A 15,246-nucleotide genomic window follows, 5' to 3' on the forward strand; every position below is an offset into this window, starting at 1 on the left:
CAAGAATGGAAAAATAGAAATCGGCATTGTCGGTGCAAAAATTGATGATCCACAGATCAAACAGGAGAGACTTGTTGCAGATGAAATGAAACTGATTGTTCCCTTAAATCATAAATGGGCAGATAAAACCTTTATTGACTGCTCAAAGCTCTTTGGAGAAAAATTTATTGCAAGAGAAAAAGGATCGGGAACATGGCAATCCATCCTTAAAAGCATGGATAATGCAGGATTTGACTCTAAAAAATTAAAAATCCATATCACCATGGGAAACACGGTCTCTGTTATCCAAGGCATCTTAAATCACATTGGAATCTCCATCCTTTCAACCATAGCAGTTCAGGATGATATCGACAAAGGACGTTTAAAAGCTTTATCTGTAAGAGGCCTTGACCTTAACCGTTTTTTTTATCTGACCACATCAAAAAAAAGGACCATGTCTCCGATTTGTAAAAAATTTATTGAATTTGCACAGATAGCCCTTTAGATGGCCAGAAGCAAAACTCATAATTTATTACTCTCTACCCTCCCTCTTATACCAGATCCCATATATTTTCAGCCATATATAACGGAATATTGACAACTTCAATTCCCCCATCACAATAAATATGCTCATAGGGTGAGAAGCTGACCACTACCCCTTTTTTTTGATCATACATCCGCAGATAAGAAAGGATGCCTTTCAGGTGTGTTTTTTTTATCCGGGTTGCTGCCTTACATTCAATGGGTACAAAGTGATCTCCATGCCGCAAAATAAAATCAATTTCCATTCCGGAAGGGGATTTTTTCCAGCCGTGCAGGTCAGAAATTTTCCGGGCAAGCTCTATTGCCACTTGATTTTCGACAATACCACCCAGGGGTTTTCTTAAGTCCGAACCTACTGAATCAATGAGACCAATTGACGGGACTGCTGCCTCCCGATAGTGCCTTAATATTCCTGTGTCAAACAGATAGCGCTTGGGCAGATAACGATGACTGTGTTCCGGTGATACCCCATGTTGTTCTGAACAAAATATCAGTTTCCACTGCTCAAGCCGGGTAAAAATCTGATTAATTTTATGGTGTACGGGTGTTGTGGGTGAGGGTACGACACTGCTGTTTTTCGAAGGAGACCCTGCATAATTTGCCACACTTTTAAAGCAAGCCTTGACAATACTTAGATCATCCTCACCAAACAGACGGATAAAATCTTGTTCATAGTCTGCAATAACCGCACTGCGAAGTTGCCTGAAATCCCGGTCCAAAAAATATTCCAGAACAACTGCCGGCAAACCGCCAACCTCTAAATATTTATCCAGGTTTAAAAGAAGCTCTTTATGGACTATTGTGGAAATTTGAGAGGGTGTTTTAAGTTTTTCAACCAGAAAATCATTTTTCCCTGCCCGCAAAAACTCATAAAAAGAAAATGGCGACACCGTGAGTCTTTTCACCCGACCAACCGGATAACGAACATCTTTTCGAAACAGCCTTGCCAGGGTCGATCCTGACAGAATTGAGGTTGTGCGCGGCCAGGATTCCTTCATAAAACGAACAAACTGACCAAGAACCATACTTTCCTGGGATTCGTCAATAAAAAGAATACCTCCTGCTGACGGGTCAAAACCAAAAGATATCCGCAGTAAGTCCTCAAACTCTGAAAACTGCTTGCATTCATCAATCTTCAACCTGAAAAGACGATCCTTTTCCAGGTTAATGATGATTTTTTCCATCGGAAACTGGCTGATCACATGCTCAACCACGGTACTCTTCCCAACCTGACGCGCTCCTTCTACCAGGAGCACGTCTTTGTGTTCATCTAAAGAGTCGATAAACCCATACAACTCCGGTTCAATGTTTCTGGAAATATAAGCCATGGATAAAATATATCTATTCTGCAAACAATAAGCAAGAAAATAGTTATTTTTATCGCCACTATAAAATCAAAGTGCAAAAACAATTAATAAGGCTTGATTTATTTCCTGTATTTTAGACTGCGACAATTTACCACGAATTTTTACCAGTCTGTAACGATGATCAATAGGACGGGTCTGCAAACAATCTGCTACAGATTTTTTTGATAGGCCATTCTCTTGTGAAAGTTTGAGTTCAATGTTGGTTTTGATTCGAACTTTTTTTGCACTCCATTCAGTAATTGGAACAACTTGAATGACTGGCACTCTTTCATTATAAATATTATTGGTTACAATTATACATGGTCTGATTTTTCCTGTTTCTGAACCCTGGGTCGGGTCAAGATTTACGTCAATAATCATTCCTCTCTTCAATATTGTCATTCCGGCCATCCAGTTAAAGCTGTCTCAGTCAATTCTTTCAGGCTATCGTCCCCGGAATAAATTTCGGAATATAACTCAGCAGATTTTTTTAAGCTTTCAAGTTCCAAGTTATTTTTAAAATGATCAATAGCTGTTCGAACCAGAGAACTTTTATCCTTAAACCCTAAGGATTTAAAACTATTCAAAAAATTTATTTGTACTTCTTGAATACTGAATTTTGCTTGTTGCATACACCCTCCTTTTAGTACCAAATAATAGTCCAATATCACAGTCCTATTATAGGCCTAATGACTATGGGAGTCAATACATATCTTTTTGCTGAAGGGAGGCAAATCGCGGTGCAGCCGCCTGGAACGTCTAAATCAGCGGGCGTGGCTTTTTGCGCTCCGCTGAATTTATTCGTTCGGTAATTTCTGACCTGGCATCGTAATAAAACTGGGCCGCCTGTTTTTCGTTAAGGGATAACCCCTCGAAATGTAGGAGAGGTTATTTTTTTATATTCTAATCGAAAAGATCTCTGCAACTAAAGGTGCAATTTTTTGTTTGCTGAAAAATGCCTCTGTCAGATTTGTTTTAATTTTTTAAGGTATGTTACAACCCATTTTTCCAAAATCGTTAGCAAACACTTTAAGATCGGAGCCATCAACTACACCATCATCGTTGAGGTCACCCAGGCATTCTTTCTGTGGAAAATTGAATATAACTTCTTTGATATATTGAGATAGCGATTATTTCCAAAACCAATCTCCCGTTACGGTAAGTACATAACAAAATTTATTTTTATTCCTTTCTTCTATAACCGGCAAATTGCCTATTCCTGGATAAAAATAGCCAGTGAATCGATTATTTCAATATCTTCTGTCTCCATGACCTTGATGATATCCTTGTGCATCCTTTTTTTCAGCTCACCAAAAATTCCTCTTTTTTTCATGAACGTTCTGGCAAACGCCACTGCATCTTTGAGAAGCGCTTCGTTGTCAGCACTTGCTTTAACAATCACATGGCTGTCTTCCAGCTCCTGGGCACCCAGACGCTTTCCTGAAAGTATCATCTCATTAAATTTATATTCAGGTATGGCCTTGCGAACAAAGGCAATCATACCCGGAAGAAAGGGTATACTGATGTCCACTTCCGGGAAACAAAAAAAACCTTTATCTTTTTTCATAAATCTGAAATCACACGTACAGGCCAACATGGCACCATTTCCAAATGCATGACCGTTAATGGCGGCAATGACTGGAACAGGCATGAATAAAATCCTTTTAAAAATTGTGTTCATTCCGTGTAAAAATAATTTTACACTGTCAAAATCCTGTTCATTCATTTTCAGCCCCAGCCATTCAACATCAATCCCCTGGCAAAAATTTTGTTCATCCGTGGATGTCAAAATAATAGAAAAAATCTCTTTATCTTCCAGTATTTCATCAAAACATTGATTCATCTGCCCTACAAATTCAAGATTCTGCTTGTTAGGGCCGTTGCACATATTAATAATTGCCACAGATTCATTTTTTTCCCATTCAATAATTGCCATAATCACTCCCTGCAAACTAATATTCATTCTTCAAAATAAACAACGTTATCCATCAATAAATTAATTATTTTAATATTTCAAGGTTAAAGCCGATTTTCCAAACAAATACTATATGGATTTCAACAGAAAATCTCATTGACAAGCCTTATTTTTTCTGACAAGCTCCGCAATGATATAAAGAGTAAATTATAGGCTGTAATATACTAAAAATCAGGAATTCGCCATGATTATTGGAATAGATGTCGGCGGCACACACACGGATGCTGTTCTTTTAAGCAGAAACGGTATTGAAAAAAAAATTAAAGTGCCCACAGACTCTGTAGATCTTTTCAATACGATCCTCTCAGGTTTTACCCAACTTCTGGATAATATCGATCCAAAAAAAATCAAACGGATTGTTATTTCAACAACACTGACAACCAATGCTATTGTTCAACAAAATATGGATCCCATTGGAATGATTGTTTCAGCGGGTCCCGGGATTGATCCCAAATTTTTCAGAACAGGTGAGCACTATTATTGTGTTGCAGGCTCTATCAATCACAGGGGGAGAGAAAAAGCACCGGTAAACAAAATTGAGATCGAAGATATTGCCAGAAAGCTAAAAAAGGCCGGCATTGAATATGTTGGCGTTGTCGGCAAATTTTGTGTTCGAAATCCCAGCCATGAGATATTTATTAAAAGAATTATAAACAAACATTTCAAAAAAGTATTTTTGGGGTACCGTGTCTCGGGGAATCTTAATTTTCCCCGCCGAATTGCCACAACCCATTTAAATGCGGCCGTGTTTTCCCTTCACAAATCTTTTTTTGAGGCTGTCAAACACTCCCTTGAGGAAAAGGGGCTGACCATTCCTATCCAAATTCTGAAAGCGGATGGCGGCACCATGACCATTGAATCTTCCATGTCTTTTCCAGGTCAAACCGTGCTGTCGGGGCCTGCCGCAAGTATTATGGGAGCCATCCCCTATGCCCCCGCAAATCAGGATGCCATCGTGCTGGATATTGGCGGCACAACCACTGATATTGCTTTTCTGGTTAACAAGGTGCCTTTATTTGAGCCCGTTGGAATTCGAAGGGGCCGGTATAAAAGCCTGATCAGATCCCTTTTAACCGACTCAGAAGGGATTGGGGGAGACAGCACCGTAAGAGTCAAAGACAAGGAACTGATCATCGGACCTGGCCGCAAGGGACCAGCCATGGCGTTTGGAGGACCCGGGCCGACTCCCACCGATGCCATGGTTGTACTGGGGCAGATGAATGAAGGAAACAGGCAAAAAGCCCAGGAAGGTATTCATTTAATTGCCAAGGAACTGAAGCTGACTGACATAGAAACTGCTGATCAAATATTTAAAAAATGCTGTTCCATAATTCTTAAAAAAACATTTGAAATGATAGATAAGCTTAATTCTAAACCGGTTTATACGGTTCATGAATTTCTTGAAGGATATAAAATCAGCCCGGAAAAGATATTCCTTCTTGGAAGGCCTGCCCCCTATTTTGCAAAAAAAATAGAAGATCTTTATCAAATTGAAACCGTTGTGGTACCTCATTTTTCCGTGGCAAATGCCATTGGTGCAGCCCTTGCCAGAACCACCTGTGAAGTTTCCTTAAATGCCGATACAGAGCAGGGCATTGTAACTGCCCATGAAGAAGATTTTGCAGAACCCATTTCAAAAACTTATTCTGAAGATGATTTAATCGAAACCGCATACACACTTTTAAAAGAAAAAGCCATTAGTTCAGGTGCAGATCCGGACAATCTGAATGAAGTGGAAGTGGTTGAATTTCAACAATTCAATATTGTTCGAAATTTCTCACCCAGAGGTAAAATATTCAGAACGAAAATGCAGCTTAAACCTGGCCTGATTAAAGGCTTTGAAAAAGTTTTGCAATAATTTTATGAGGTAATAATGTTAAAGGCACACCATAAGACAGGTCTTGTATTCTTCCCCGCATTTGACTGGGCTATAGATCCTACCCATCCCGAAAGGGAAGAAAGACTTCTATATACCCAGGATCAAGTTACAGAGGAAGGCATTTTCGACATTGGGGGTATTATTGAATATAAACCTGACATTGTGTCAGCCCAGGATATCCAGCGGGCACATTTCTGCGTACCGGATGAAAGAACCATTACTACCGAATCCCATCTGATCAGCGCAGGAGGAGCCAAAGCCATTGCAGATGCAGTTTTAAACAAGGAAGTAAAAAGCGGATTTGCACTGGTTCGTCCTCCCGGGCATCATTCCATGAGGGTTTCCCATGGTGGCAGAGGCTTTTGTCACATAAATATGGAAGCCATCATGGTGGAATATATCAGATCCCAATACGGTGTTAAAAAAATTGCCATAATTGATACCGACTGCCATCACGGGGACGGAACCAATGATATCTTCTGGCATGATCCTGATATATTGTTCATTTCCCTGCACCAGGATGGAAGAACCATGTATCCCGGTTCAGGATTTCCAGATGAACTGGGGGGTCCCAATGCAAAAGGGTCTAACCTGAACATACCGTTGCCACCGGGCACATCCACCCAGGGATATCTTTATGTCATAAACAATTGTGTGTTGCCTGTTTTAGAAGAATTTCAACCGGATCTTATTGTCAACTCTGCCGGACAGGATAACCACTATACCGATCCTCTCACCAATATGAATTTTTCAGCACAGGGATATGCAAAGCTCACCTCTCTTCTTAAACCCGATATTGCTGTTCTTGAAGGGGGTTATTCCATTGAAGGTGCTCTGCCCTACGTGAACTTAGGGATTATTCTTGCCATGGCAGGCCTTGACTATTCCGGCGTTGTTGAACCGGATTATGATCCGGAACGCCTGAAACAATCCGTAAGCATCACTGATAAAATTAAAAAAACCACTGACCTTATCAATTCATATTGGAAGCAGAAAGACAGGCTAAGACAAAAAGCCGGAACTCCCGGTGATCTTCAGGTCAGACACCGGGAAATATTTTATGATACCGACAATATCTTTGAGCAGCAAAAAGAAAAGGTAAGAATTTGCAGGGATTGCGGAGGGTGTTTTGAAATTGATTCCAAGACAATACAACGTCATATTCTTGCTATACATATCCCCATCAATGCCTGTAAAGCCTGTATAGAAACAGGATACAAATTTTTTGATCAGGCAGATAAAAATAAATTTAACACCGTCTTTTTGCAAGACAGAACAAAAGATACCTATGAAATAAAGTGAGGGCGGATCAAAAAAAACAATATAGATATCTTGAGATAAGAGCCCTTATCATTCAGGCCATAAGGGATTTTTTTACCGGCAACCTTTATCTTGAGGTAGATACGCCTATCCTGTGCCCCTGCATTATCCCCGAAGCTCAGATTGATCCGGTCACTTCACAAGGCTGGTACCTGCAGGCTTCTCCTGAACTTTGCATGAAACGATTGTTATCAAAGGGCTTTAATAAAATTTTCCAACTCTGCAAATGCTTCAGGAAAGACGAAAGAGGATCGCAGCACCTGCCGGAACTAACCCTGCTGGAATGGTATGCAAAAGATAACACCTATCTTGATTTAATGGATCAATGCCAGGGACTGATAAAATTTATCGCTGCAAGACTCAACCTTGAGAACCAGATCAGATATCAGGATAAAACGATTAGCTTAGATCACCCCTGGCAAAAGCTTACCGTTCAGCAGGCTTTTGACATCTATACTGACGAACCTTTAAATAAAGCCTTGAATGATAATAGCTTTGATAAAATTTTAAGTTTCCAGATAGAGCCCCACCTCGGCAATACAACACCGGCCTTTTTGTGTGATTACCCGGCAAGCCTTGCATCCCTGGCAAAACTGATACCCGGCAAGCCTCAATATGCCCAGAGATTTGAACTTTATCTGGCCGGTATTGAGATTGCCAACGGATTCACAGAACTGACTGATCCGGTTGAGCAAAAACTAAGGTTTGAAAAAGAAAACCGCATCCGGGTTTCTCAGAATAAACCTCCTATCCCTATACCCCACAAATTTCTAAAAGATCTTGAAACCATGCCCGATACTGCAGGTATTGCTTTGGGTATTGACAGACTTGTCATGATTTTCTGTGATACTGCATCCATTGATGATGTGGTGGCTTTTACCCCGGAAACCCTATAAAATTTCTGCTCACCTGCCAAGTTTTTTTCCAATAAAAAAAAACATAATGATGCACCCAATAATAAAGGACGCCAGTGAAACAGGGGAATTTCATTTATATTTGTGTAGATCCTCACATTTTGGGCAATACATATCACACCATCTTGTTTGAAATATTGCTGTGCCATAATAACACTTTTTTTAAAAGGCCACAGGGCATATAAAGACCCTGCCATCAACCCCATAAGAAACGCCATGGTGGCATTATAATATCTTTTCAGAACAATATTGATAAGCTTTGAAAACAAAAGACCACCCAGAATAATGCCGATTGCAAAACACCCTAAAAAAACCGCATTATCCACATTCAAGGTCTTTAACCCTGAAATTGCAGACACAACTTCAAAATATTCTCCCATCAGAATAAGTACCAGAGATCCGCTTATACCGGGCAGAACCATCGCTGAAACCGCAATCGCTCCACAAACTGAAGCATATATGTATTCATCCGGCGTATATTTTCCTGTGAAAGAAAAGGCTTTGTTATCTGACTCTTTCTGTTTAACCTCTTTATTTTTTAGGTACTGGCCTTCATAAGATTCAGATTTCATTTTTACTTTTTCATAAGGATCAACTGCAACCGTCACATAAATTGTAGAGACAACTCCTAAAATAATAAAGAAAACCAGATAAAATTTTTTATCCGTCAGCATTTTTACAGGAATAACAATCGAAACTAGAATCAAACCGAAAAACAATGCATAGGTAACGCTGAAATGATAAATAATCAAATATTTCATCAAACTTGAAAGGCAGATAATAGCCGCCACAGCACCCACAATTAATTTAAAAAGAAAGATAAAATCATTCTTTTCCAAAAAATTGATAAAAATTTTCAATGATTGCGCTTTGGGGGCCTTAAAAACAATTCTGATGATACACCTCAAAAACTCAAGGATATTGGTTCTATTGATATTATCCAGAATGGAAAAGACACGCTCATAAATTTTAAAAATCAGAAGAAATGTGCCCCCGGAAACCCCGGGGATAATATTCGCTGTTCCCAGGCAAAAACCAATAAGAAGCTCTTTGATTAATGAAAGTTGTTTGAAATCTTTTTTCATTAATTTTCTGGAGCCCTACTCACCCCAACCATGCTGACCAATCAATTTTACAAATCTGCAGGCACCAAGGTTTACCGTTTTGAACCCGTCTTCAGTCTTTTCAATCTTTAGTAATTCCTGGGAAAAATTACCTCCAACCGGCATAACAAGCCGTCCTCCAATTGAAAGCTGTTCAATCAATGGCACAGGAATTTGCTGCCCACCTGCTGTAACAATGATGGCATCAAAAGAACTTTCCTGTTTCCAGCCCTGGGTTCCGTCTGAATATCTGGTGACAATATTATGGTATTTTAAAGTATCAAAAAGTTTTCTTGTCTGTAAAAACAGGATGTTATTTCTTTCTATGGTATATACTTTATAAACGATCCGGGCCAGAATAGCCGCCTGATATCCTGATCCGGTTCCGATTTCAAGAACCCTTTCATGACCTTTTAATTCAAGGCTTTGCGTCATTTCTGCAATAATATAGGGTTGGGAAATCGTCTGTCCCTCTCCAATGGGAAGGGGAAAATCTCCATATGCACTGTCAACAAGGGCCTCACTGACAAACAAATGCCTGGGCACGTTAGACATTGCCTCAAGAACCAAAGGATCGGTTACCCCCCGGGAAACAATCTGTTTTTCGATCATTTCACACCGTCGGCGAACAAATTTTTTGGGTTCGTTTTTCATGCCCATCTTAATACCAGCAACCAGTGGGTCCGTCAAGAAGATACAGGTTTTCACACTTTTCTTGACAAAAACATCTTCCTACTCTAATACTATCCTATATATTACACTAATATTACATATAAAATATTATATAAGGGGTAAAAATGAGATCAATAAAATATCTAATCATGGTACTCTTCGCACTTTTGATGATAAGTGGCTGTAACAGTGAAGGAAATAGCGGAGGTGATGATAGTGGAGCTGATGATGGCGGACCACCGGCTGAAATCTTTATTGGTGTTATTTCTCCTGAAACTATTGGTGTAGCAGGTTCCGGTATTTCAAATACATCTATTATTACCTTTTTAGTTAATGATATTTCAGATAATCCAGTCCCGGATTTTCATTTGATTACATTTAATATTTCAACACCTTTGGGGGGGGGAGAAAAATTATCAGCAACTGAAGCAGACACAGTGAATGGTGAGGTTTCCGTTACCGTGATCGGCGGTACTGTTTCAGGTACAGTGGGAGTTAATGCCACCTACGATGATGCAGATGGTCTTATAATTACCACAGAAGCAAAAGTTACGATTGTCAGTGGTCTACCAGCAGCAGAGCAGCTTGGTATGGCTGTTGAGTTTCATAATATTGCAGGCGGTAGAACATTTGGGCTTCAGGACACAATTACAGTATATCTGGGGGATAGATACGGCAATGTTGTGCCGGATGGAACAAGGGTAAGTCTTATGTCCGAGGGTGGGACTATTGGAACCAGTGACGGTTTTGAGTCTTCTACTGTCTTTGGAGTTGCCGAAGCAATTTTGCAGTCTTCCCCTCCAACTACTCCAGATCTTGGGGGGGTTATAGGCTCTGTATCAGGCAATGTCGGCTTATGTAAAATTGTGGCCTATACTCCGGGAGATGAAGGCTTTAATGATGTTAACGGTAACAATGTTTATGATGAAGGCATAGATGTTTTGACTTTAGATATGAGTGAACCCTACATTGATTCCAATGATAATGGGGCGTATGATAGTGGGGAAAAATATATTGACAGTGATGAAAGCGGCTCGTTTACAGACGTCGATGGACAATATCAGTCCAATACCATAATATGGGACAGTATGAACGTCCTTTTTTCTGCTGAGCAGGCAACATTTGCTTTGACCCCAACTAGTTTCATCATTGATAGAATTAACGGGGGGACGTATTCGTTTACCTATTATATCGGTGATGTGTGGGGCAATTCCCTGGTGGGTGGTACCGCTGTAAAAGTCAGCAAATCCGGCACCTTTAGCGAAGGTGAATTGGTGGGTGCTATTGATTTTGACATATCCGATTCTACCGGGCTTGGGCAAGCATATTCTTTTTCATTAATTATACCTCCTGCCGATGATCCTGCTGACCCTCCCCAGGGTTCTATTACGATAAGGCTGGAAGTAACTCCTAATAGCGGCAGTGCCGGGGCAAATAGTGATGACTCTGTTTTTACTCTCTCTATTGGGAATTAGAGACTAAATGGTATAAGCTTAAAAAGGCTGTTCTTTACAACGGGAGCAGCCTTTTAAAGAAAAAAATTTACTTGTTTTAAAAATCCATCTAAGTAATCTTACCTTGATTTTTATTCTTAAGATCAGTATTTATACCCCTATGAATCGACTTGAACAAATCACCAGAGCCTTTCTTCTTTCCTGGATTATTTTTTTGATTGGTGTTGGCGGATATATGGTGATTGAAAAATGGGACTTTCTTGATGCAGCATATATGACTGCCATAACCCTGAGTACAGTAGGCTTTATGGAAGTCCATGAAACAACTCCTGCCGGAAAAATATTCACAATCATCATGATGCTCGCAGGGGTAGGCTATTTTTTATATATTGCGGGTGTTCTCGTACAATCCATTGTTGAAGGCGAGTTACAATCAATTTTAGGGAGAAAAATGTTGGATAAGAAAATCAGTAGATTGAGAAACCATTATATTATCTGTGGATATGGACGCATCGGGAGAGTATTGTGTCATCTGATAAAAGAAGAGACAAATGAAATTGTTGTAATTGACAATGATGATACCCTTATTGACACATTAGATAAAGATAAAACACATTATCTTCAAGGGGATGCCTCAGATGAAGATCTTTTGGCAAAAGCAGGTATTAACAATGCATCCTTTCTGGTTGCTGCACTTGGAACTGATACTGCAAATGTTTTCCTTGTCTTAACCGCAAGACAGCTAAATCCTGATATTTATATTATGGCACGTGCCAGCAACCCCGATGTTAAAAAGAAACTCATGATTGCCGGGGCAAATTTTGTTGAATCCCCATATGATATCGGGGCCATATCCATGGGATTAAAGCTGTTAAGACCGAATGTCAGCAGCTTTCTTGAGGTTGCATTGTCCAGAAAAGGAGAAGGCATTCAGATTGATGAAATTTTTGTGCCGAAACACTCCAGGTATACCAATATTGCACTAAAAGATTCCGGAATCAGGCAGGATTTCAATCTCATCATTATATCCATAAGAAAAGCATCTGGAGAAATGCTTTTTAATCCCCATTTTGAAACCCTGATTGAGTCCGATGATATTGTTATTGTTATGGGAAAATCACCTGATTTAAAAAAATTTGCCAAAGCAATCAATACTGAAAAAAATTAAAAGGGCCATCCCCTCGCCCTAATTCTCTTTTGGAAAATTACCCGTTTATTTGTGTTCATGATTTCAGCTAAAGGGATTATATCTTATAAATCACCCGTTTATCTGTAATAATAATATCAACAGTAAATTTTCTTGATTCCATCTGAATCTGATCTACAACCTGCTCCTCATAGGCCAGGGATACTTTCCTACAGGTTTCAGGAAGTTTTGTAATCAGCTTAGTATAAAAATTATTACCAAACCCTATCCTGCCACCCTTGTCATCAAATGCAAGCCCTGGAATAATTGCAATATCAACATCTTCCAATGATATTTTTTTGCATTTTTCGATATTCGGCTCAAGGATATCATTGGGGCTTATTACAAGATCTTTAATATCATTATTGATTTTATAAAGGTTGATGGCATTTTTTGCACCGGTAAAGACGGGCAAAGCAACTCCCTTTTCTATCTCTAATGCTCTTTTAATAATTGCTTGTGTGGGGATTTCACTACTTATCGGGGCATATAATAATACCAGCTGAGCTTCCATGAAATTGGCAAACTCAAAAAGCTTATGCTCAATCTTTTTGAGTTTGCCAAAAAGTTCTTCTTTTGTAAAGTTCTCCAGCCTCTCGGCCACCAATGTTAAATTATTATTTTTCCCATTTTTTATTTCATCCATTACGCTTGTCCCTTTTGTTACAAAAAAAGTTTTTAGCAAATATTAACCACATGCGGGTAATTGTCAACCTGCAATAATCATTGACTGTTTATACCCCTCATGGTATCAGGTTATAATTATTGAAGAATCTTTTAAAATAAGAACTTAAAGCATTATACACGAGGTAAAATAAAGAAAAAAAATGCTGGATTTAAAATTACTGAAAAATAATCTGGAACTTGTTAAAAATGGAATGGAAAAAAGAAGGGCTAAGATAGACTTTACCCCTCTTTTAAATAACGATAATAAAAGAAAAACCAGGCTTTTAGAAATAGAAGAACTCAGACATAAAAGAAATGTCGTTTCCGATGATATTGCAAAAATGAAAAAAGCCGGGGAAGATGCAGGATCTCTTATTGAACAAATGAGAAATGTGTCTGAAACAATAAAAAAACTTGAAAAAGAGCTTTCAACCATAGAAGAAACCATATATGATTTTCTTATCACTCTGCCTAATATTCCCCATGAAGATGTCCCTATAGGCATTGATGATACTGAAAACAGGATTGAAAAAATCCATGGGAAACCAAGAAAATTTGATTTTAAAGTAAAGCCCCATTGGGAGATTGGTGAAGATTTAGGTATTCTTGATTTCACAAGGGCAGCTAAGCTGGCCGGGTCTAGATTTCCTCTCTATTTTGGAAAGGGTGCAAGGCTTGAAAGAGCACTCATCAATTTTATGCTTGATATCCATATTTCTCAACATGGTTACACAGAAACCCTGCCACCTTTTATCGTGAACAAAGCCAGCATGACCGGAACCGGTCAATTGCCCAAGTTTGAAGAAGATCTTTTTAAACTTGAGGGTTGGGATTACTACCTGATTCCGACTTCTGAAGTCCCCATGACCAATATTTATGCCAATGAAATTATTGATGAATCAATGCTCCCCTGCAAGTTTGCAGCTTATACCCCCTGTTTCAGGTCAGAAGCCGGCTCATACGGAAGGGACACCAGAGGGTTAATTCGACAGCACCAGTTTAACAAAGTGGAAATGGTTAAATTGACAACACCTGAATCCTCTTTTGATGAGCTGGCATCTTTGCTTGAAAATGCCGAAAAAATCCTTCAGCTTCTTGAGCTGCCCTACCAGGTTGTCACACTTTGCACCGGGGATTTAGGTTTTTCAGCAACAAAAACCTTTGATATTGAAGTATGGATGCCGGGCCAGGGCGACCAGGGCAAATACAGGGAAATCTCTTCCTGCAGCAATTGTCTGGATTTCCAGGCCAGACGTGCCAACATACGATTTAGAAGAAAGGATAAAAAAAAACCTGAATATGTTCACACTTTAAATGGTTCCGGACTGGCCGTAGGAAGAACATTTGCAGCCATATTGGAGAACTTTCAACAGGCTGATGGATCAGTGGTTATCCCGGATGTATTGGTATCATATATGGGAGGGCAAAAGGTGATTCAACATGATGCTTGATTGCTTCCCAGAGGATATAAAACCTTATATCATACCAAAGGTAACAGGAGAGCTATATTATAAATGCCTTGGGTGTTCTGCTGAATATTCCATTAAAAAACTGTTATATGTTTGCCCTGAGTGTAATCAGGTACTGCTCATTCATGATCGAAATGCCCCATCTTTAAAAAAAATTCCAGGGACAGTCTGGCAGAAAATCTTTGATTTCAGAAGGATGCTGAAAATACCTGCACTTAAGGGAATATACAGGTATCATGAATTTATTGGGTCCTGCATTCCTTTGGAATCTGTTATTTATCTTGGCGAGGGTCACACTCCTGTTGTTGAAGCCAATGAAAGACTGAAAGAGAAGGTAGGGCTTACATTTTTCTATAAAAACGATGGACAAAACCCAAGCGCATCTTTTAAGGATCGTGGTATGGCCAGTGCAATGTCAAGCATCAAATATCTTATTGATCAGAACCTTGTGTCCAATGTGATTGCGGTCTGCGCATCTACGGGTGATACTTCTGCTGCTGCTGCACTCTATGCATCTTATCTGGGTCCTTTAATCAAATCTGCCGTTCTTTTACCCCATAAAAAGGTAACCTCTCAACAGCTGTCACAACCTCTAGGAAGTGGTGCACAAGTTTTTGAAATTCCAGGTGTTTTTGATGACTGCATGAAAATTGTGGAACATCTTTCAACCCAATATTCGGTTGTGCTCTTAAATTCAAAAAATGCATGGCGAATTCTTGGCCAGGAATCATATTCATATG

14 protein-coding genes and 1 pseudogene are annotated in these 15,246 nt (G+C 39.4%); 8 read left to right on the top strand and 7 right to left on the bottom strand.

Going from position 1 to position 15,246, the window contains the following annotated elements:
• Positions 1-484: LysR substrate-binding domain-containing protein (locus tag K8S13_RS20700; protein WP_291465588.1), on the top strand; the 484-nt coding region annotated here is incomplete at its 5' end.
• Between the two features lie 46 nt (positions 485-530).
• On the opposite strand, the gene K8S13_RS20705 is transcribed toward K8S13_RS20700, so the two are convergent.
• The 4 genes from K8S13_RS20705 to K8S13_RS20720 form a co-directional block, all read right to left on the bottom strand.
• The gene (locus K8S13_RS20705) at positions 531-1,850 is read right to left on the bottom strand and encodes an AAA family ATPase (RefSeq protein WP_291465590.1); all 1,320 of its coding nucleotides are present in this window, start codon (positions 1,848-1,850) and stop codon (positions 531-533) included.
• A 66-nt stretch (positions 1,851-1,916) separates the two neighbouring features.
• Positions 1,917-2,270 (bottom strand): type II toxin-antitoxin system PemK/MazF family toxin, encoded by a 354-nt coding sequence (locus tag K8S13_RS20710; RefSeq protein ID WP_291465592.1) that lies wholly within the window; start codon positions 2,268-2,270, stop codon positions 1,917-1,919.
• Positions 2,267-2,500 (bottom strand): hypothetical protein, encoded by a 234-nt coding sequence (locus tag K8S13_RS20715; protein WP_291465594.1) that lies wholly within the window; start codon positions 2,498-2,500, stop codon positions 2,267-2,269. The genes K8S13_RS20710 and K8S13_RS20715 overlap by 4 nt, the downstream gene beginning before the upstream one ends.
• 581 nt (positions 2,501-3,081) lie before the next feature.
• Positions 3,082-3,804, bottom strand: a complete 723-nt coding sequence (locus tag K8S13_RS20720) for an enoyl-CoA hydratase/isomerase family protein (protein ID WP_291465596.1) — start codon at positions 3,802-3,804, stop codon at positions 3,082-3,084.
• Positions 3,805-4,027: 223 nt separating this feature from the next.
• On the opposite strand from K8S13_RS20720, the gene K8S13_RS20725 reads away from it, so the two are divergent.
• Genes K8S13_RS20725 through epmA form a run of 3 tightly spaced genes read left to right on the top strand, consistent with a single transcriptional unit; the run spans position 4,028 to position 7,938 of the window.
• Complete coding sequence (locus K8S13_RS20725) at positions 4,028-5,701, top strand: hydantoinase/oxoprolinase family protein (protein WP_291465597.1); 1,674 nt, start codon at positions 4,028-4,030, stop codon at positions 5,699-5,701.
• A 15-nt stretch (positions 5,702-5,716) separates the two neighbouring features.
• Positions 5,717-7,024, top strand: a complete 1,308-nt coding sequence (locus tag K8S13_RS20730) for a histone deacetylase (RefSeq protein ID WP_291465598.1) — start codon at positions 5,717-5,719, stop codon at positions 7,022-7,024.
• Positions 7,021-7,938: an EF-P lysine aminoacylase EpmA gene (gene epmA / locus K8S13_RS20735; RefSeq protein WP_291465600.1), complete on the top strand. Its 918-nt coding sequence runs from the start codon at positions 7,021-7,023 to the stop codon at positions 7,936-7,938. The genes K8S13_RS20730 and epmA overlap by 4 nt, the downstream gene beginning before the upstream one ends.
• Before the next feature lie 218 nt (positions 7,939-8,156).
• On the opposite strand, the pseudogene K8S13_RS20740 reads toward epmA, so the two are convergent.
• Positions 8,157-9,041, bottom strand: a pseudogene (locus K8S13_RS20740) (DUF368 domain-containing protein); the annotation flags it as partial.
• Positions 9,042-9,056: 15 nt separating this feature from the next.
• Complete coding sequence (locus tag K8S13_RS20745; RefSeq protein WP_291465603.1) at positions 9,057-9,713, bottom strand: protein-L-isoaspartate(D-aspartate) O-methyltransferase; 657 nt, start codon at positions 9,711-9,713, stop codon at positions 9,057-9,059.
• A gap of 143 nt (positions 9,714-9,856) precedes the next feature.
• Between K8S13_RS20745 and K8S13_RS20750 the strand changes: the two genes are divergently transcribed.
• Positions 9,857-11,206 carry a hypothetical protein gene (locus tag K8S13_RS20750; protein ID WP_291465605.1) on the top strand — a complete coding sequence of 450 codons (1,350 nt, stop codon included), beginning with the start codon at positions 9,857-9,859 and terminating at the stop codon, positions 11,204-11,206.
• Between the two features lie 139 nt (positions 11,207-11,345).
• Positions 11,346-12,353, top strand: coding sequence for a TrkA family potassium uptake protein (locus K8S13_RS20755; protein ID WP_291465607.1), 1,008 nt, complete (start codon positions 11,346-11,348; stop codon positions 12,351-12,353).
• Between the two features lie 76 nt (positions 12,354-12,429).
• Here the strand turns inward: K8S13_RS20755 and K8S13_RS20760 are convergent, their stop codons facing one another.
• Entirely contained in the window at positions 12,430-13,017 is a 588-nt protein-coding gene (locus K8S13_RS20760; RefSeq protein WP_291465609.1) for a 5-formyltetrahydrofolate cyclo-ligase, read from the bottom strand.
• A gap of 181 nt (positions 13,018-13,198) precedes the next feature.
• Between K8S13_RS20760 and serS the strand changes: the two genes are divergently transcribed.
• The gene (serS, locus tag K8S13_RS20765; RefSeq protein ID WP_291465611.1) at positions 13,199-14,488 is read left to right on the top strand and encodes a serine--tRNA ligase; all 1,290 of its coding nucleotides are present in this window, start codon (positions 13,199-13,201) and stop codon (positions 14,486-14,488) included.
• A partial coding sequence (locus K8S13_RS20770) for a pyridoxal-phosphate dependent enzyme (protein WP_291465613.1) occupies positions 14,478-15,246 on the top strand: 769 nt, incomplete at its 3' end. The genes serS and K8S13_RS20770, both read left to right, overlap by 11 nt.

This window comes from Desulfobacula sp., assembly GCF_021107415.1.